We start from the raw sequence: 19,846 nt of genomic DNA, 5'->3' as shown, positions 1-19,846 counted from the left end.
GAGGCTTCGATCGGACGGCCGTCCGTTCTCTCATCCGATTCCCATAATGACCCGGATTTCGTCTTCCGTTTTTCCGAGCCGGAATACATATGTTCCGATCAGGACAAGCTGTTCAAAACTGATCCGGCCGGCGTGATAGGCCTCTCTGGACGCCTGAAGCGTCTGCACTGCCGCCGCGTCAGCCTTCTCCGGCACCTCTGGTACATCCTGCGTTTCCGCCTTTGCCGGGGCCGCGGGATTCTCCGAGTCTTTGTGGTGCAGAGTTTCCGCCTGACGGATCATTTCACCAATCATATGCTCCGTCAGATACATTTTCCGAATTCCGAGACCATAGCGGATACGGAACGCCTCCACTGCGGCATCTTTTGTCCTGCTGCTGATTCCGATGATGCAGATATCATTCTCGATGGTCAGCGGGAAGATTCTGTCTTCACACAGCCTGCGGTAATCAAAGCGCTCCGGATCTTTCCACAGTTTCAGACAGCGGACCACCTCATCCGGAATGAACTGAATATGTTTTACATGAGCAAGGGCGCGCACCATCTGTTCTTCCGTAATCACGTTCTTCCGGATCAGATACTCTCCGATCTGCTCACCGTGCTCCTTATTCACCTGCCCGAGACAATCACGGAACTGCTCCGCGGTGAGATATCCCTGACAGATCAGCACGTCGCCGATCATCCGGCGATACCTCCGCAGCTGATGCCGGTTCAGAAACTCGTGATCGGTCTTCGCCCATTGGATCTTTCTGTTTTCCTCCGGCGCGGCACCGGCCTCTCCGTTCGTCTTTTCTCCGCCCGTTTTTTCTTCGCCTGCGTTCTCTTCGCCCGTCTTCTTTTCTCCTGTTCTCTTCTCTCCGAACAGTTTCATCCGAACCGCCTGCAGCGTCGCCGCAAAATTGATAATGTTTCCGTAAATCAGCCGAATCGGAAAAAGCGGCGGAAGAAGACAGCCGAAAAAGACGCTTCGCATGCCATAGACGCAGAACAGCGCATATCCCCGGAAGATCTGCCGTATGATCATCATCACAAAGACCGCCTCCGCCATGTAATAAGCCGGCGTACCTTCCCGGTACAGCGGTTCCAGTCCGAAAGCAGCGGCAAAAAGACAGTAGATCGACACCAGATATCCCACAATCGGAATCAGATTCACCACCTTGGCCTTCAGATCCTTATAGAACGAATACCGGCCGGCAAAAGAGACCCCGTTGGCTGCAAACACATCCTTCATGCTGACGGACTGCATGGTAATCCCGTACGTCCACCGCGTCTTCTGGCGAACCGCCGCGGCAAACGTATTCGGAAACATGGAACGGGTTGTGAGAAAATCCATGCTGACTTTTCCGTTTTTCATCACCCGGGGCAGCCGGTTCAGAACATAATAAAGCGGTATCCCCTTCTTATACAGTGTCAGTGACAGCAGATAATCCTCCGTCAGACTCTCCGCCGGAAGCACATCCCGATCTCCGAATTCCGCAAGACGTCTTCCGGAAATCGCGAATCCTGTCCCGGCACAGGGCACAAACGCATGGAGATTTCTCCGTCCAACCAGCGAGATATAGTGATTCTCCGCAAACTCATCGGCATAGGTCGCCGTCGTGATCTGCCGGAAGAAATTGCTGAACCGGGGCATCTCCATAATCGGAAATACCGGAAACTGCAGCGCATCATGCCGGTCAATCAGATAATTGGTTGCGAGAAGTTCGTATGTGTGGATGACATCCTCCGAATCGTGAACGGTCAGTGAGGCAAACCGGATCTTCCGCTCTTTCTCAAACAGGTGAATCTGACGGATCACATGGTTGATATTCTGCGCCTTCGTCGTCGGACCATTCTGACAGTTGACAACCGGATGCACATTCGGATAAATCCGTCTCATCTTCTCGACCGCCGCGATCGTATCCGGATCGTTGGGATAAACGCCGACGAACAGATGATACATGGACTTCGGATAATCCGTGGTGTTCAAAAAATTCGTAATCACATCGCCGATGACATTCGCCTCGTGCCATGCCGCAATCGTAACCGCCAGCATCTTCGGCGGAGTATTCCGCAGTTTCACAAAGTCCAGTTCCTCATCCTCGCCGTTCCGGTGATACCGGATTCCGGCAAGAAACGAGTAGAGAAACCAGATCGAATCATCAATGCCGCAGAGAAAATACAGCAGTATCATAATGAATCCGGCCGTCCGTACAACCGTCTCCCATTCCATAAATCGTCCCCCGTCTTCCCTATCTCATGCTCTTCTGCTCTTCGATGCAGGCCTTACAATAATACTTGTTATTTCCCTGTTTTTCAAGCCGTTTCATCAAAAAGTCCGAGTGGCAGCCCATTATATGATTCTATTCATCCCGGCGGCGGGAATCGGCCGGATCAAACCGCCCTCACTGCCCTACCCGGGAGATAATCCACTTGCCGGAGAAATGACTGTAATACAGCGAAAACTGCTTTTTCCGCCCAAAAATACTGGCGGAGCAGGAGAAGGTGATACCGATATTATGAGGTTCCTGATCCGAGGAGAGAATGCGGTCAATCCGGACGGTGACCAGTTCCCCGTTCCGGTCCAGAAAGCGAAACCGCAGCGGGGTGATCTTCCCGGTGGTATCAATACAGGCAATCACCTGTATGGGGATATTTGTATACAGATAGGAATCCATGCGGGAATCACCTCCAGTCCTCTGATTGAATGTTCCGATACTAAGGAACCTCGATGATATCCGGGATTCCTCAGCGTCTCCGGCAGATGTACGGGAACCGTGTTCCGAACTGCGTCTGTTTCCCGCTTCTGTATATTCAGACTATATAATATATCGAACATATGTTCAATATTAAAACTGCATAAATTTTTCACCGCTTTTTTTATGACGCAGCGGGGCCGCGGATTAACCGAAACGTCAATCCGCGGCCCCGCCGCTCACATCTCATATCAGCTCTTCTGTGAAAAAGGATCACAGTTTAAATTTATTAACCTCGTTGTTCAGGATGCCCGCCTGTCTGGTAAGTTCCTGACTGGCAGCGGCACTCTCCTCCGCTGTCGCGGCATTGGTCTGAACGACGCTGGAGATCTGGTCGATTCCCTGCTTCACGCCGGAAAGCGACTGCTGCTGGTTATCGGTTGCGGCAGTGATCTCCGCAATCAGGGTAACCGCCTTCTCCGTGGATTCCTGTGTGCTCTTCAGGTAGTTTGCCGTCTGCTCGGTGAGACGGTCGCCGTTCTGTACCGCCTCGATCGTCTCAGTGATCAGGTTGGAGGTATCCAGAGCAGCCGTGGAAGACTTGCCGGCAAGGTTGCGGACCTCATCCGCAACAACCGCAAATCCCTTTCCTGCCTCACCTGCTCTCGCGGCCTCAACGGCAGCGTTCAGAGCAAGAATATTGGTCTGGAATGCGATGTCATCAATGGTCTTGATGATGGACGAAATGCGCTGGGACTTGTCGGTGATATCCTGCATTGCATTGCGAAGATCAACCATCTGCTCATTGCTGGAGTGGATCTGCTCCTCCGCACTGTGAATCTGCGCCTCCGCTGTGCGGGCATTCTCCGCCATCTTGACCGTTTCCTCATTGATTTGGTGAATTTCAGCAGAAAGCTCTTCGATGGAGCTTGCCTGCTCGGTAGCGCCCTGGGCAAGACCCTGTGCGCCGTCGGAAATCTGGGTCGCACCGCCTGCCACGAGTTTCGAGGAATCCATAATGGATCCGACAACGCTGCGAAGCTGCTCGATCACATTTTCCATGTTGCTCTTCAGGCGGCTGAACTGTCCGACATACTCCTTCTCCAGTTTAACGTTGAGCTCACCCTGTGAGATATCGGAGAGTGCTTCCGCGATCTCGTCGATATATCCCTGATAGTTCTGCAGCTGCTCAGTTGTCCTGCTGAACGCAACGGCCAGCTGACCGATCTCGTTTTTCGTTTCCGTCGGAAGCGATACGTTGAAATCTCCGTCTGCGATGCTCTCTGCCGCATCGGTAACCTTGCGCAGCGGAACCGTAATCACGGAGCGGATGACCAGAAGAAGCGCGATGACAATGACAGCGATGATCACAACCATGATGAAGTAGCAGATCTGCTGGAACTTTCTCAGCTGAGCGAGAACATCACGCTCGGACACGGTGGAATAGAGGATCCAGCTCGTATTCGGAACCTGAGATGCAGCGACGTAATATGTATCCGAGCCGCTCTTGAGTTCCATCTGACTGCCGACCGTCACTTTTGCCACGGCCTCCTGAAGGAGGGTGTTGCCTGACTGGGCAACATCCTTTCCGTTTACGGCAGGATCCGGATTACCGAGGATCATGCCATTGGCAACGATGGCCGTCATGCCGGTGCCCATGGGTGTCAGGGTCTTTGTCTCATTCGCGATCTCATCGAGGAAGATATCAATTCCGGCCACCGCGGTAGAGCCGTCGCGAAGATTCATTCTGCGGATAAAGGATACGCAGAGTTTATTCGACAGGGCATCAACATACGGTGCGGTTTCGGTAAAGGTGGTGCAGTTTAATCCGTTTTTGTACCAGTCTCTGGCGGTCGGATCATAACCTTCCGGAACCTGAGCGTAATCGGCATAGTACATCTCACCGTTTGAAAAACCGGTATAAATGCCGGCGTTCTCCAGACTTCCCATCTTGTTGGACTTACTCATGAACGCCTGGTATGCCTCATGATCGGCAAAATCGGTGGATTCCGCGGAAATCGCATATGACTCGCCGCGTGAGACAACATCATTGACTCTTGCGCCGAAACGCTCCGCATTATAGTCGGACTCCAGCTGCAGATTCCGGATGGACTGAGCCTTAATCTGGGATTCCGCCTGTCCGCTGAGGAACAGGATAATGAATACGATACTGATGACGGTGATCGGAAGCAGGATAAGAAGCAGGGTGGTGCTGATGCTGTGCAGTGTCCCTCCGCGTTTTTTGCTTCCAGAATTTGATTGAAACAGTTTCATTTTTTTCTCCCCATTTTCATTACTGACTACCATAGGTTTATCAAGTTGCGCTTATGGAGTTTATCGGCATAATTCCGTTATATATAAAGGTGATTATTAACAGAATCAAAAGAACGTCCCCATTCACAAAGCTCTGATAGAATCGGATTCGTGCGAAAAAACCGCTGTGCCGCAAATCATCCAACGCTGAATTTCCCTGAAATTCATGGCATTTTGCGCCATCATTCGATTCCTTTACAAAAGAAAAAAAATTCATCCTCATCTCCGGATCTCATGAAAATTTATCCTGTTATATTTTCTTTCATCAAAAGCAGCTTTGAATATAAGATGTTATTTATGATAGAATAGAATCAGAACACGATCTACCGCCCGACAAAGAGACATGACGGAGACCGTCAGAGGAGGTTTTATGATTCCGAAACAAATATTGAAGCGACGGGATATGCTTTCCTGTCTGCTCTGTATGGATCCGCCCTGCAGCAACGCCTGTCCGGCCATGGATCCGGGCCGGGCGCTTCGCAGCGTGTGGTTTGATAATGAAGATGCGGCGGCACTGCGCCTTCCGGAAGAAAATGTATGCAGAGACTGCAGCGCTCCGTGTGAACGGGAGTGTGTAAGGCCGGGACAGGTTCCGGTTCGCTCCCTGATGAGTACCATGATCGAAAAAGTCCGCCCGCAGGCGGAAGTTGCGCTTCCGGAGACGGAATCCCCGCTGGCCTGTGACATCTGCGGGATCCCGCTGGAAAATCCCTTCTTTCTGTCGTCCTCCGTCGTTGCATCGACGTATGATATGTGTGCGCGGGCATTTGAGGCCGGATGGGCCGGCGCCTGTTTCAAAACGATCTGCTCCTTTGAAATCCATGAGGCGTCTCCGCGTTTTTCCGCCATCACCGGCGATAACGGAAGCATCATCGGTTTCAAGAACATCGAGCAGCTGTCCGACCACAGCGTTGCCGAAAATATGGAGATTTTCCGAAGACTGAAGAAAAATTATCCGACCAAATTTATCCTGGCGTCGATTATGGGGCAAAATGAGGCAGAATGGGAAGAACTGGCCCGACTCTGCGAGGAGAACGGTGCCGATGCGGTGGAACTGAATTTCTCCTGTCCGAATATGCAGGAGGACGGTCTCGGCTCAGACATCGGTCAGATTCCGGAACTGGTGGAGCAGTTTACAAGGGCCGCAAAACGCGGAACGAAAATCCCGGTTCTCGCAAAGCTGACGCCCAATGTGGCAGAGATGAGCTCCGCGGCGGTGGCCGCTCTTCGCGGCGGTGCGGACGGCATCTCCGCAATCAATACGATCAAGAGCATCATCGGCGTCAATCCGTACACCCTCGTCTCCGCTCCGGCAGTCAAGGGAAAATCCGCCGTCGGCGGCTACAGCGGCAATGCGGTAAAACCCATCGCGCTCCGGTTCATCTCGGAGATCGGTCAGAATCCCGCGATGAAGGGAAAACACCTCAGCGGAATGGGCGGCATCGAAACCTGGAAGGACGCGCTGGAATTCATCCTGATGGGTGCCGGATCCATCCAGGTCACAACGGCGGTGATGCAGTACGGTTACCGGATCATCGATGATCTGAAGGATGGCCTGAATTATTATCTGTCCCAGATGGGAATCCGTTCGGTGAAATATCTGATCGGTGCAGGACTCGACAGCATCAGCGCGACGACAGACGGTCTGAACCGTGAGACAATCCTCTTCCCGCAATTTCATCCGGATATCTGCGTCGGCTGCGGCCGATGCGTGGTTTCCTGCAGTGACGGCGGGCATCAGGCGATCCGGTTCGACAACCGGAAACCGAAACTGGACGGCAGCCGGTGCGTCGGCTGTCACCTCTGTATCCTTGTCTGTCCCACCGGCGCAGCCGCGCCGTCAAAGAAGCGTATTCCCAAACCGCAAAAAAACAATTAACAAAGTCCGCCGCTGGTCACCGTTAAGTGACAGCTTCCTTAATGTAACGGAACGATTCGTCCGCAGAATACTGCGGAATCGTTCCGTTTTTTCCAACGAGACGAAACACGCTTCGCGAGTTTCGCTCGTTATCGCGGCAGTCGCCAAGGCCTCGTGCAAGCACAGGCTTTGGCGAGTTAGCCGCGTAAATTAACAATCGGGCGACTGCCCTTGAATCTCAGCCTCATACCTGCTACTATATGTATATACCATATATACTATTATACATTGGAGGTGACAATATGGAACAGGTAGCGATTCGATCATGGGGAAACAGTCAAGGCATCCGAATTCCAAAACATATCCTTGATAAACTTGATCTTAAAACTTCTGATGTTCTGGACATACTCATCGACCATAATACGATCATTCTCCGTAAGCCTTTTGAACACAAAACTTTCGAACAGCGTTTGGCAGAATATAACGGAGAAATTTCCGTAAATGATTTTGAATGGGGCGATCCGATGGGAAAGGAAATGTTATGACCGATTTCTATCAGGGGGATATCATCAAGATTGCCGGCTTTGCTAAGAAATATTTTGTCATCACCAGCAAAAACGCTTTCATCCGGGCGACAAATGTTTTTCACGTCTGTCCATTACTTCAGGACATTTCTGCGGGACCGGTACATATTTCTGTCAAGGGCACAGACGGAACGATCGGAGTTGCAATCTGTGAACAGTTAAAGGTCATTGATCCCTCCGTCAGAGCCTGCAGCAGAGTAGACCGGCTTCCTTATGCCGATATTATGGAAGTTTCAGATACTATCCAGGGAATCTTTGAATACGATTGATTCATGTAGGAAAATATATGAGGATACATTTTGAATATATTTCCTATATTATAACAATCGGGCGACTGCCTTTGAATCTCAAAGAACAGCCGCCCGATTTTATCTTTCTTATTCTCTTATTCCCAGCACTTTCTCCGGGTTCTCACAGATCATCATCGCCAGCTCCGCTTCGTGAAAGAACGCTTTTGCCTTCCGAATCTGCCTCTTCCAGCTTATATGATACTGCTTATGCGATACTGCTGACCTCTTCTCCCGTTTCATTGAAGGTATGGGTCTGGCCATCAATCTCCACGGTTCCAACGTAGAAATATCCGTTCGGATCTACCCAGTGCGCATGGAGCTGACCGTCCTCGCCGAGGCAGTAATAAACCTCTGTCTTTCCGGTGGCGATCGGTCCCGTTCCGTCTGCGTTCAGGAAATACCCTCTGGTCACGCCGTTTTCGGTGATCATAAGACTCGGCGCGCTGATGACAGAGAAGGTACGTCCGTCCTCCAGTGTTACGGAGGATCCGTCCGCCGATACCGTACCGACACCCCGGAAGGATACGCCCGCGATATCGCCGCTCACGGTGCGGAGCGTTCTGTTCTGTCCGTTCTCTACGGTCACCCTAGTTGCCACCTCTGCGATCTTTCCGCCGATCTCAACCTTCGAAAGAGACGTTTTGATACCGCCTTCTTCCGTAACGGTTCTGGTCACTGACGCACCGCTTGCGGATGTCACAGCGTTTCCTTTTTCCTCCCCGTAGCCGGCCGGCGGATTGCCGGAATCATCGGAACCACCGTTCATTTCGTTCTCGTTCTTCTTGATTGCGGACAGCACGGCGCTCAGCTCGACGCCGCCGCCCCGCGGAACAACCAGTGTATAACTTCCGTCCGCGTTCTTTGTTAGAAGCGCATCGCCGTTCTTCACCGCGTCGAGCTGATATCCATCGGCGGTCTTCACACGGATGATGACCTCCTGTGCTTCCTTCGCCGTATCGTATGTCGTTCCGTTTGCTCCGACAATCCGGGTCGTTCCGGAAAGGCTGATCACACCGTTCTCCACCTCATCGGTGCGAATGATGTAATTAACATTCTTCAGGATCTCTTCGGCTTTTTCCTTCTTTTCAGGAAGAAGAGAAGGCGCACCGGTTTCCGGATCATACCCGGATACTTCTTCTGCTTTCACGAGATCTCCGCCGCTCTTCAGTTCCCATACCGTGACATTCAGTTTTCCTTCTTCCATTCCCGGTTGCGCCACGAAATCCTGGGTGTGAATCGCCGCGCTTTCACCGCTCAGTGTTCCATCCACCACATAATTCGCGGTACCCAAATTACCCAAAACGCGAAGACCTTCTTCTCCGCTCATATCCTTTCCGACAAAGACATCAACCTTCCCGAAATTCCCCTCCAGAGAAGCTCCCGCTCCTGTAGAGGTAACGCTTCCGGTTACAATAATAACAGCATTTGCGTCCTTTGCTTTGCTTACATCTTTTCCCGCCAGTTCGACATTTGTAACAATTCCATAGGCCCTCGCAGCCTCCGGGGCCGTACTCTTCGCCGCAGCGGATACATCTCCTTTCACAATAACGGTTCCGCTGCCCACAGCAACACCGCACGCCTGTGCTTTGGCATTACTGCTCTCGGCTGTAGCCGTCACATTGCCATCCACCGTCAGCTTCGTCCCTTTCGCCATTCGAAGCCCATCTGCTCTTGCACCGGATGCTTCGCTGCCCTTTGCGAACGCCGTGACATTCCCGGTTACATGGACCGATGTATTCTCTCCATCCTCTTGATAGATATTTACTCCTGTTGCGGAAAATTCAGACTCTTCGCCACTTTTTCCTTCCGCTTGTCCTTTCTGCCCGCCGATGGTCACTTCGATACCGCCCACAACCGACACTTCGCTGTCGTATGCGTCAACACCGTACACATACTCTTGTTCATCCGTTCCGCTGACCTTAACGCCATGCTTCACCGTAACGTCACTGTTTGCCGAGCTGACTCCGGTTGATTTTGCCTCAACCGCTCCTTCTACGTCGACATGTGCCTCCTTCTCTGCCTGCACACCGATTCCGTTGGATTTAACATTCCCTTCGATCCTGACGTTAGAACCATCAAATGCTGATACAGCCGGGACCCTATCCCCCCCGTCTGTCATCTCAACATTTCCGTCAATATCGACCGTCGACTTAGAGGAAGCGTTCACCGCCTCATTTTTGGACTTGACATCGCCCTTCTGCTCTACGGCCGACCCGTTGTCCGCAAGAATACCGCTGTCTGTGGCAGAAATATCGCCTTCATGCGTCATCGTTCTGCCATCGGTCTTCTCTATCTCGTAACTTACTTCGTGGCCTGCCGCTGCGCTGAACGGTGATCCGACCGCAAGGCACAAGGCTGCCGCGATACTCATTCCCTGTTTTAAAAATCGTTTTTTCATCTGTTTTCTCTCGCCTCTTTCCATTGACTGATTTGCTGTTTTCTTCCTGTGTAATTTCTATAAATCAGTATAATATGGCCAATTTTTCCTTTCAATTGTCACCGGAAGGTATTGAAAACCGTTTTTTTGCTTCTGGTTACATTTATCGTTTTTCCGAATCCATCCCCTCTGACCTCTGCTTCCATTCCTGCCCGGTGTTTTTCATCGCGAATGTTTTGTTTTCCGTTGCATCCGACACTCAATCAGTTTTCCCGTTCCTCTTTCACCGTGGTGATATAACGGTAGATCGTGGCCTGCGAGCAGCCGAGTTTCTTCTCTACCGCCTGTACTGCACCGCGAAGTTCAAACACGCCTTTTGCGTAGAGCTGACGCACGATCTCCAGTTTTTCATCATAATTCAGCCGGTCCGGCGCGACATTTTTCCCCTTGACCACTCTCCGGAAGATCTCATCCGTTGTCTCCGACAGATCTCCCGAAAAGATCTCCTGATTCCTGCATCCGCGGATTTCGACCGAAATGTTCTGATCCGCATAGGAGTCCGGATGACACAGCCGGAAAACCGCTTCAGACAATTCTTTAAACCGGTTGTCGTCAAAATTGATCGACAGGACGCCGACCGTCTCTCCGCCGGCATCCCGCAGATAAAGATCCGAACAGCGCAAATTCCGGCCGTTGGCGGCCAGAACACGGTGATTCAGCGCCTGTCCGTCCATGCTGTCTCTTTTACTCTCCATCGCATCCATCAGGGACTTCGGCATCGGATCTCCGACGCTGCGCCCGCTGATCTCACCATTTACCAGTGCAACGATACGGTGCAGATCGTACAGTACAATCTCATAATCCGGCCCAAGCGCGCTACCCAGAAACCCGGTCAGTCTTTCGTACTGCTGCATCAGTGAATTCTCCATCTCTGTTCTCCTGCTATAAATCATTCATGGCCTGCTTCGTTCCCGGCCTGCTTCGTTCATGGTCCTTTTTATTCATTATAACCGCACTGTACCGGACAGCTCAAGATAACATAAGAATTATTTCTCAGTTTTTTTGCATGTATTTCAAGTCCGTCTTTTTGCTCTTTGTGCTTATTGTATATTATTAACTTGTTAATATATTATCTATTTTATATTTTGCACAATTATCGTTGACAATGTTTTTGCATAGTGATAATTTATTCTTGTCATAAAAAATTTGGATCATCAAAATAAATAATAATTATACCGCAAGGAGGTGAAACACCATGAAAACACCCATCTGTACAGAAAAGGCTCCCGCCGCCATCGGGCCGTACTCGCAGGGCATCAAAGCCGGGAATCTGATCATCACATCCGGTCAGCTCCCGATCGACATTTCCACCGGAACCTTTCCGGACGGAATCGAGGCGCAGACCCGGCAGTCGCTGGAAAACTGCAAAGCAGTTCTGGAGAAAGCCGGCGCATCGATGAATGACGTCATCAAGACCACCGTCTTTCTCAGCGACATGAATCACTTTGCCGCGATGAACGGCGTGTACGCTTCATTCTTTGAGGGCGACTGCCCGGCGAGAAGCGCCGTGGAAGTCGCACGGCTTCCGAAAGATGCACTGGTCGAGATCGAGTGCATCGCCGTGACGGGATAAAGTTAAAAATACTGTCCGCCAGTCGCCACGCGGGCCGAAAGGCAACTGCGATGACCGGGGTATTAATACATGGCCGGTTTCTGCCGTTCCGACAGGAATCACACAGGCCGGTCAAAACATTAATATTTGGGAGGTATTACAAATGGAATTCAAGTTAAACATCGAAGCACCGAAGTCATGGACACACGTCGTACGCGAGGTTCCTCACGTCACTGCGGATCAGAGACGCAGAGCCCTGCAGGCAACGCACTACAACGAGTTTGCGTTTCCGGCGGGAATGCTCTACATTGACTGTCTCTCGGATTCGGGAACAACATCCATGACCGACACGCAGTGGGCTGCCATGTTCCTCGCTGACGAATCCTACGGCCGCAACAAGGGCTATTATGTGCTCCTCGACGCGTTCCGTGATCTCTGGGAGCGCGGAGACGATCAGGTTCGCCTGATCAATTACATGAAAGAAGGCGTTGACCGCGACGATGTGGAGAAAATGATGAACGACGTTTACCTGAAGGATTATGAGGGCGGCTTCATCAACGGCGGACAGTTCCAGCTGTCCAGACCGAACACCTTCATCGTTCCGCAGGGACGCTGCGCAGAGACCCTCCTCTTCGATGTTCTGAAACCGCTCTTTGCGAGAAGATGGCCGGGCAAGGTCTTCACGATCCCCTCCAATGCACATTTCGACACTACCGAGGGCAACATCAAGCAGATGGGCAATGTGCCGCGCAACCTCTTCCACAAGGAGATCCTCTTCGAAGTTCCGGAAAGCGGACATTATGATGTGAACCCGTTTAAGGGCAACATGGATATCGACAAACTGAACCAGCTCCTGGACGCGGTGGGTGTGGAAAATGTTCCGCTCATCTATACCACCGTCACCAACAACTCGGTCTGCGGTCAGGCGGTTTCCATGCAGAATATGCGTGAGGTTTCCGCAATCGCCCACAAGCACGGCATTCCGTATGTGATGGACGGTGCAAGATGGGCAGAGAACTGCTACTTCATCAAGATGAACGAGCCGGGATATGCCGACAAATCCATCGCCGAGATTGCAAAGGAAATGTTCTCGCTGTTTGATGTGGTTTCCGCTTCTCTGAAGAAAAACGGCCATGCAAACATGGGCGGTCTCCTCGCGTTCCGTGACAAAGGACTCTTCTGGCAGAAGTTCTCCGAATTCAATGAGGACGGCTCGGTCAAAACGGACATCGGTCACCTTCTCAAAGTCCGCCAGATCTCCGCTTACGGCAACGATTCCTACGGCGGCATGTCCGGCCATGACATCATGGCACTCTGCCAGGGTCTCTATGAAGAAGCGAGATTCGACTATCAGGATGAACGTGTAAAACAGTGCCAGTATCTGGCAGACGGCCTCACCCGGAACGGTGTTCCGATCGTTCAGCCGGCCGGCGGTCACGGCATCTATGTCGATGTGGACCGGTTCTTTGATTACAAGCGTAACCACGAAAGCTTTGCCGGGCAGGCCCTCTCTCTTGAGATGGTGCACCGCTACGGCATCCGTTGTTCCGAGCTGGGTGACTTCTCCATGGAGTACGACCTGAAGACACCGGAGCAGCAGAAAGAAGTCTGCAACGTGGTCCGTCTGGCCATCAACCGCTCCCAGTTCAGCAAGCAGCATATGGATTACATCATTGCCGCGCTGACACAGCTCTACAAAGACCGCGATACCATTCCGAACCTAAAGATTACCTTCGGTCACAACCTGCCGATGCGTCATTTCCACGCATGGCTTGAGCCGTATGCTCCGACCGAAGAAGAGATGGCGGATAAATCCAATTACAGCTATTGGAAGACCTGGACACCGGATCAGTTCTGATACGCGGAGCCGGATCACCAGGGAGACTGTCCGCCGCTGTAATCGCGGGGACAGTCTCCTTTTTTACGCGGCTAACACGCCAAAGCCTGTGCTTACACGAAGCCCTGGCGACTGCCGCGAAACGTTCGAAACTCGCGAAGCGTGTTTCGTCTCGTTCATCTTTTGTACCTTGACATAATTCTGACACAATAATTACAGCTTGAATAAGGAAATGCTTTAAGTGACCACTCAAAACATAATGACACCACCGGAACAATCCCGTTCCGGAGAGTAGGGGGATTTGTATGGTTGAGACGAAAGTTCAGCCGAAAAAAAAAGCCGACGGATTTGATTCCAGAATCGGATTTATCCTGGCATGTGTTGGTTCTGCAGTAGGTATGGGAAATCTCTGGAGATTCCCCGTACTGGTCTCCGCCTGGGGCGGAATGACATTCCTGATTCCGTATTTCATTTTTGTAATTATCGTTGCCCGTCTCGGCGTAACGGAAGAGATCGCTCTCGGCCGCAGCACCGGAAAGGGGCCCATCGGTGCCTTTGGAAAAGCCACCGAGCATGCCGGCAAGGGATCCAGACTCGGTGAGAACATCGGCGTCATCCCGTGTATCGGATCTCTGGCTTTGGCGATCGGATATTCCTGTGTCGTCGGATGGATTTTCAAGTACGTATATCTCGCATTTACCGGTCAGCTCTTTGCGATGGGCACCGACATGGAGCAAATCGGTGGAATGTTCGGCGGCACCGCAAGCGCCTTCGGCAATAATCTTTGGATCGTCATCGCGCTCGCCGTCAACTTTGCCATCATGGCTCTCGGTGTTGCAGGCGGTATCGAAAAAGCGAATAAAATCATGATGCCGCTGCTTTTTGTCATGTTAATCGGTCTGGCCGTTTACGTCGGCGTACAGCCGGGGGCATCCGACGGATTCCGCTACATTTTCACGGTCAATCCGGCCGGTCTTGCAGACCCGAAACTCTGGATCTTCGCCTTCGGTCAGGCATTCTTCTCGCTCTCGATCGCCGGCAACGGAACCGTCATCTACGGTTCTTATCTCGGCAAACACGAAGATGTTCCGGCTTCCGCGATCAACATCGGCATCTTCGATACCGTGGCGGCGCTCCTTGCCGCATTCCTGATCATCCCGGCGATGGCTACCTGCGGTGAAGAGCTCAGTGCAGGCGGGCCTGGCCTGATGTTCATCTATCTGCTGAACGTCATGAACCGGATGCCGGGCGGCATGATCGTCGGCATCGTCTTCTATGTCTGCGTTATGTTTGCGGGACTCAGTTCTCTGGTCAACCTCTACGAAGCTCCGGTCGCAACCCTGCAGCAGCAGTTCGGCATGAAACGTTTAACCGCCGTCGGCACCATTGCCGCAGTGGGAATCGGTGTTTCCATCATGATTCAGGGGATCGTCTCCGAATGGATGGACGCCGTCTCGATCTACATCTGCCCGCTGGGTGCTCTCCTCGCCGGTGTCATGTTCTTCTGGGTATTCGGCAAGAAGTATGCGCTGGAAGCAGCCAATGAAGGTGCAGCGAAACCGCTCGGCGATACCTGGTACATCGCCGGAAAATATCTTCTCTGCGGACTTGCTCTGACCGCTCTGATTGCCGGCGCGATCCTCGGCGGCATCGGATGATGTATTGCTGATTTCTCGCGATTCCGCCACTCAGGCCTGTTCATCAAGCAAACAGCCTCTCCCGTTTTATTCCGGAAGAGGCTGTTTTTTTATCACTGTTTCGATTTCATAAAGGGTAGTATTTCGATTTACTGTGCGCTGCTCTTATCTCCCGATACGCAGTCCCCCTTTCCGGATAAACCATCCTGAAAACCTTCATTTTAACAGGTTCCGTCTCCACATTTTCTGACTCCGGATGTGATCAGCCGGTTCACGCTTCTGCTTTTCTCATGCCGGCAGTTCCGTCGGAATGGCTGGAAGAGACCTTGATGCCCGGTACCCACCATTTTGCCGCATAGGCAATGATCCACATCACAATCAGGATCGCCCAGGAGATTCCGCAGGAAGCCCAGCCTCCGATCAGATCGCCCATGGTGAACATCAGCATCGGCGGAATAATCTGAAGTCCGATAATGATCGGACGGTTGAATACGTCCGCGATACCGGAATCTTCGATTCCACGGCTCTTGAGGTCCGGATCGACCACTCTCTGAAGGAGAACGCCCGTCGCTGCAACGCCGGTTGCATGGCCCCAAACCATCATGTTTCGCTCAAACCAGTCTTTGGTTCCGCACTTGGAACCAACCACAAAGAACCAGATCCAGTTGATGAAGAAGCCCAGTGCGCAGATAATAACCAGCGGGATTGCATAACTCATAACAACCGATGTGTTCATGGATCCGATACCGGAGATCATCAGGAAATCGGTGCAGGTACCCTGAATTCTCTGGATCGTCGGGCGGTCAACGTATTCCTGAACGCCGGTCTTGTTGAGAATCATGTTCATGATCAGGGCAACAATCAGGGACAGACAGAACGCCGGGATCTCGATGGACATTCCGAAGCTGCTCTTGGAGAACTTCTTAAACAGTTCGCAGAGTTCATATCCTGCAAAAGAGCAGAGAAGAACAAGACCGAGATGGAAACCGAGCTGATCGAGGCAGATGTTGTTGATGGTGCTCTTTCCTGCGGAAGCCTGCTCGTTCTTCGGAATCAGACCGGTGCGCATGCTCAGCGGAAGTTCCTTCGGGTCATCCACGTAGCGTGTGTGTCCTGCGCGGGTGCCCCAGTTGATCAAAATCATACCCGTAAGGATACCGCCGACGATACCGATGGTTGCGCAGGTATTGCCCAGGTCTGTCATGTTCATGATGCCGAGGTTCTCAAGGTTTGCGCCAACCGAAGCTGCCGTTCCGTGTCCGCCGTAGAATCCGGTAGCCATCATCAGTCCGAACGCGGAGCTCATCGCCGGATAGAAATGCTGCAGAACAAGCAGTGTCACGGTAAGACCTGCCGCGTACTGCAGAACCGCGATACCGGTAATATTGAAGAACATACCGCCGGTCTCACGGGTAAGACCTTTTCCGCTGCCGCCCTTATCGCCCAGCGGCGTCGCTGCGAATACCAGCACGATCAGGACGCTGGCATAGGTTCCAAATGATCCGGATAACGGAAGAACCCCCATGCCCACCGGACTCTTCGGTCCGAAGAACAGTGCGAGAAATCCTGCAATCACTGCCGGCGGGATCAGAAGTTTCTGCAATATCTTGAGATTTGCACGAAGCATTTCACCGATCAGAAGTAATCCGCCCATAACTGCGATATCGATCATTACCTGCCATATGGCATCTTTCATCGTAAGTTCCATACCTTTTCCCCTCCGTTTTATTTACATCGCGTAATACGGCAGCTGCTCTTCAAAATGCGTTCCGGCGTTCCGGTACCACGCCGTTACATGATGAATGGCGTCTTTCGCTTTTGCCTTTGCCGCCGCATCGGAATTGAATCCCTGATGCGGCTGAACGTAAATGTTGCCGGTTCTCGCTTCGGCAATATCGATCAGATACTTTCCGGCCAGCACATCCGGATTGTTCGAGTAGATTTTGTGGCGGATGAACTGCGTAAACTCATCCTCATGAGAAAAGACATCCGTTCCGAATCCGGAGAGGTGACCTTCCTCATACAGTTTTAAGATTGCACTCTCCGGCGCAATCTCGCCTCGGGTTACATTGACAAAAATCAGACCCTTCTTGCAGCTGCGGAGATATTCCTCGGAGAAATATCCCACATTGTAGAACCGGCTTTCCGGAATTCTGGTCAGGTTCATGGAATTGATGATGATATCGCTGTTTTTCGCCGCCTGTTCTTTGGAAACAAAATGAACCGTATGTCCGTAAAGTTCATCCAGTTCCTTTTCGCGGATATCCACCGCCTGAACCGTAAGCCCGTTCGCCCGGAGCAGGTCATAAATGTGTTTTCCGATCTTTCCCACTCCGAATACGGTTGCCACGCGCTCCTCGTTCAGCTCGATGAACGAATCCGCTTTCATCCGTTCAAAGGTCGCCGCGTTCAGCGTATACTCATTCAGACATCCGGCCGTGTCATACAGAAGTTTCATCGCTGTCTGCGCCACTGCGTTGACACAATACTCGCGAAGTGATGCGACATTGGCCACATCTTCCAGTTCCTCCACGTGATCGTAACCGGCGCTTCGGGTGATGATGCTCTTCTTTGCCCCACGCAGGTACTCCTCCGGAACCTTGGAATGGGTCTTGATGGAAATGATGTCCGGCAGCTCGGTATCCGGGTGTTCCCGCATATATTCCTGAAGAGTCTCATCGGTAACCAGCGATGTGAATTCTTTCGGAAGCAGTCCGTCGCGAATCGCCTGCGCCGTTTCATCTTTCAGGTGTTCGTTTTCTGCTCCTAACGCCTCAAAATGAATAATGTTGTATTTCTTTCCCATATTCTTTCCCTCCTGATTTTTTCTGGGATCCTCCTTCCCGTCAAAAACAAATCAGTTATCCGTTCCGCGATACGTATCGTCCCCTGTGTTTTGATATTTATTATTTAGCACACGAAAGTGTCAGGAATCCTGCACATTGAGCGCAAAAAATTGATTTATCTTGTCGTTCGGTAGTATCTTGTAATTTATCTGTCTATTTTGAGTAAAAGTTATGTTTTCTATGGTTTTGATTCATAAGGTGACCTTTTCTGCTGCCAAAATCATCCCGAATCTTACGGCGCAGTCCGATCAGAACTAAAAAAGACGGAAGATCAAATGAAAAAATTGATTTTTCCTGCATATCTTGCGAATTAATTGATCATTTTTTTACTTTTTGAAGAATCGCTTGAACCGCGGCAAAAAGCGATTACACTTATAGATAAGACACCGATTCATGTTATTGTTCTGTTATTTTTTTGAGATGTTCTTTCCCGGATTGCCCGTCCCGGCTTCCGTCAGGACCCGCGACCGGACAGCCGTCCACCGGCTGTACTCTTTTTCGTTGTTTTCGGCTGCATATCCTGTGCAGAGAGGAGGACATAAGTTTGAAAGTAAACTTTCAAACTTTGATTGACGGCTCAAATAGACAAGCAAGCTTGTCTGCTTGAGCCTGGAGGACAAAAATATGCAGACTTATGAATATGAAATCCACATCAGCAGAAATAACACCTATTCCATGGATCTTCCGCATTTCCATGAAGAAATCGAAATCATGCTCTGTACATCAGGGGAAGGCGTCTTCTTCATCGAGCCGAACACCTATCCTCTGCATCGCGGACAGCTCTTTCTGATCAGTTCTTCCACACTTCACCGCAGTGTGGCCAACGACGAATATCGCTGTATGGTATTCCATATTCTTCCGTCCGTTTTGGAAAATATCTCCTCTCCGCAAAGCGATTTTTTCCGGGACAGCCATTATTCCGGTCTGATCGCGACCCTGTCGGAGGAAGAGACTGCGGAGATGTCCGGTCAGATTGCCGCTCTCAGCCGGGATTTCGGCGACGGCTTCGGTGCAGACATCCGCCAGATGATCGCCCTCTACCAGTTTCTTCTGTCGTTCCACGAGAAGAAATCGCACCTCATGCTCACGGCGGAGGATGACGGTAGCATTCACTTCAACTCCGGTCACATCGGCACCGTCAGCATCAATAAAGTCATCACATACATTCAGGACCATTTGGCCGAGCCGATGTCGCTTCAGAGCATCTCATCGGACCTGTTCATGAGCAAATACTATCTGTCCCACAATTTCAAAAAAGCCACCGGCTTCAGCGTCATGGAATATGTGATCTACTGCCGGATCCTTCGCGCAAGGTCTCTGCTTCGGGCCGGAATGAATGTCCAGACCGTCGGGGAAACCGTCGGTTTTGCCAGCAACGAGCATTTCATCCGGACCTTTAAAAAGATTACCCATATCACGCCGAAGCAGTATGCCATCCACTACCGCCGCGTAAATCAGGAGCCTTCCCGGGACCTTCTGGTCATTGAGGGACGAAACGGGCGGATCCGGAAAAAGACGCCGTCCTGAGAACAAAGTCCGCGGAGCGTTTTTTCATAGGGAATTTCGGAGAAATTTCCTCTCCAATTAATCAAGTGTTTTTTTGTGTAAATTCATAGATTTTTATTCATCCTCAGATTGAGTGATTGCTTGGTTATGGACTAATCCTTGCCTAAATTGACAGATATATAGGTTTTTTGGGTACTCCAAATAAAGCGTCGTTTGATTACGATTTAAATGGCCTCGATGTATACCCATCCCTATATGGCAGCTCACCTCTCATGTCCAACAGGATCAGCCTCTTTGGGCGTCCTCACTTCC

14 protein-coding genes are annotated in these 19,846 nt (G+C 51.3%); 7 read left to right on the top strand and 7 right to left on the bottom strand.

Annotated elements, in window-relative coordinates; genetic code table 11:
• Positions 1-30: 30 nt before the first annotated feature.
• The 3 genes from BMW41_RS03730 to BMW41_RS03720 form a co-directional block, all read right to left on the bottom strand.
• Complete coding sequence (locus BMW41_RS03730) at positions 31-2,211, bottom strand: glycosyltransferase (protein WP_074648917.1); 2,181 nt, start codon at positions 2,209-2,211, stop codon at positions 31-33.
• Between the two features lie 172 nt (positions 2,212-2,383).
• On the bottom strand, positions 2,384-2,656 hold the full coding sequence (locus BMW41_RS03725) for a hypothetical protein (protein WP_074648916.1): 273 nt from the start codon (positions 2,654-2,656) through the stop codon (positions 2,384-2,386).
• 291 nt (positions 2,657-2,947) lie between these two features.
• A complete protein-coding gene (locus BMW41_RS03720; RefSeq protein WP_074648915.1) occupies positions 2,948-4,948 on the bottom strand; it encodes a methyl-accepting chemotaxis protein in 2,001 nt (666 codons plus the stop codon).
• A gap of 409 nt (positions 4,949-5,357) precedes the next feature.
• Here BMW41_RS03720 and preA point away from each other — a divergent pair, with 409 nt between their 5' ends.
• The 3 genes from preA to BMW41_RS03700 all read left to right on the top strand — a co-directional run bounded on the left by preA (position 5,358) and on the right by BMW41_RS03700 (position 7,698).
• Positions 5,358-6,866, top strand: coding sequence for an NAD-dependent dihydropyrimidine dehydrogenase subunit PreA (gene preA, locus BMW41_RS03710; protein ID WP_074648913.1), 1,509 nt, complete (start codon positions 5,358-5,360; stop codon positions 6,864-6,866).
• A gap of 281 nt (positions 6,867-7,147) precedes the next feature.
• Positions 7,148-7,390: an AbrB/MazE/SpoVT family DNA-binding domain-containing protein gene (locus BMW41_RS03705; protein ID WP_074648912.1), complete on the top strand. Its 243-nt coding sequence runs from the start codon at positions 7,148-7,150 to the stop codon at positions 7,388-7,390.
• On the top strand, positions 7,387-7,698 hold the full coding sequence (locus tag BMW41_RS03700) for a type II toxin-antitoxin system PemK/MazF family toxin (RefSeq protein ID WP_074648911.1): 312 nt from the start codon (positions 7,387-7,389) through the stop codon (positions 7,696-7,698). The genes BMW41_RS03705 and BMW41_RS03700 overlap by 4 nt, the downstream gene beginning before the upstream one ends.
• A gap of 226 nt (positions 7,699-7,924) precedes the next feature.
• Here the strand turns inward: BMW41_RS03700 and BMW41_RS03695 are convergent, their stop codons facing one another.
• Both BMW41_RS03695 and BMW41_RS03690 read right to left on the bottom strand, forming a co-directional pair.
• Entirely contained in the window at positions 7,925-10,117 is a 2,193-nt protein-coding gene (locus tag BMW41_RS03695) for a hypothetical protein (protein WP_143050807.1), read from the bottom strand.
• A 242-nt stretch (positions 10,118-10,359) separates the two neighbouring features.
• Entirely contained in the window at positions 10,360-11,025 is a 666-nt protein-coding gene (locus BMW41_RS03690; RefSeq protein WP_074648909.1) for a helix-turn-helix transcriptional regulator, read from the bottom strand.
• Between the two features lie 326 nt (positions 11,026-11,351).
• Here BMW41_RS03690 and BMW41_RS03685 point away from each other — a divergent pair, with 326 nt between their 5' ends.
• From BMW41_RS03685 to BMW41_RS03675, 3 genes are all read left to right on the top strand, one after another.
• Complete coding sequence (locus BMW41_RS03685) at positions 11,352-11,729, top strand: RidA family protein (RefSeq protein ID WP_074648908.1); 378 nt, start codon at positions 11,352-11,354, stop codon at positions 11,727-11,729.
• A 142-nt stretch (positions 11,730-11,871) separates the two neighbouring features.
• Positions 11,872-13,566 (top strand): tryptophanase, encoded by a 1,695-nt coding sequence (locus BMW41_RS03680; protein WP_074648907.1) that lies wholly within the window; start codon positions 11,872-11,874, stop codon positions 13,564-13,566.
• Positions 13,567-13,850: 284 nt separating this feature from the next.
• The gene (locus BMW41_RS03675) at positions 13,851-15,203 is read left to right on the top strand and encodes a sodium-dependent transporter (protein WP_074648906.1); all 1,353 of its coding nucleotides are present in this window, start codon (positions 13,851-13,853) and stop codon (positions 15,201-15,203) included.
• A 250-nt stretch (positions 15,204-15,453) separates the two neighbouring features.
• Here BMW41_RS03675 and BMW41_RS03670 read toward each other — a convergent pair whose 3' ends face one another.
• Positions 15,454-16,890 carry a sodium/glutamate symporter gene (locus BMW41_RS03670; protein ID WP_083378764.1) on the bottom strand — a complete coding sequence of 479 codons (1,437 nt, stop codon included), beginning with the start codon at positions 16,888-16,890 and terminating at the stop codon, positions 15,454-15,456.
• A 21-nt stretch (positions 16,891-16,911) separates the two neighbouring features.
• Positions 16,912-17,988 carry an NAD(P)-dependent oxidoreductase gene (locus BMW41_RS03665; RefSeq protein ID WP_074648905.1) on the bottom strand — a complete coding sequence of 359 codons (1,077 nt, stop codon included), beginning with the start codon at positions 17,986-17,988 and terminating at the stop codon, positions 16,912-16,914.
• Between the two features lie 664 nt (positions 17,989-18,652).
• Here BMW41_RS03665 and BMW41_RS03660 point away from each other — a divergent pair.
• On the top strand, positions 18,653-19,555 hold the full coding sequence (locus BMW41_RS03660) for an AraC family transcriptional regulator (protein WP_074648904.1): 903 nt from the start codon (positions 18,653-18,655) through the stop codon (positions 19,553-19,555).
• The last annotated feature ends 291 nt before the right edge of the window (positions 19,556-19,846 follow it).

It is taken from the genome of [Clostridium] aminophilum (genome assembly GCF_900101295.1).
Lineage (GTDB): Bacteria > Bacillota > Clostridia > Lachnospirales > Lachnospiraceae > Clostridium_R > Clostridium_R aminophilum_A.
This window is presented reverse-complemented; position numbering and strand designations above follow the sequence as displayed.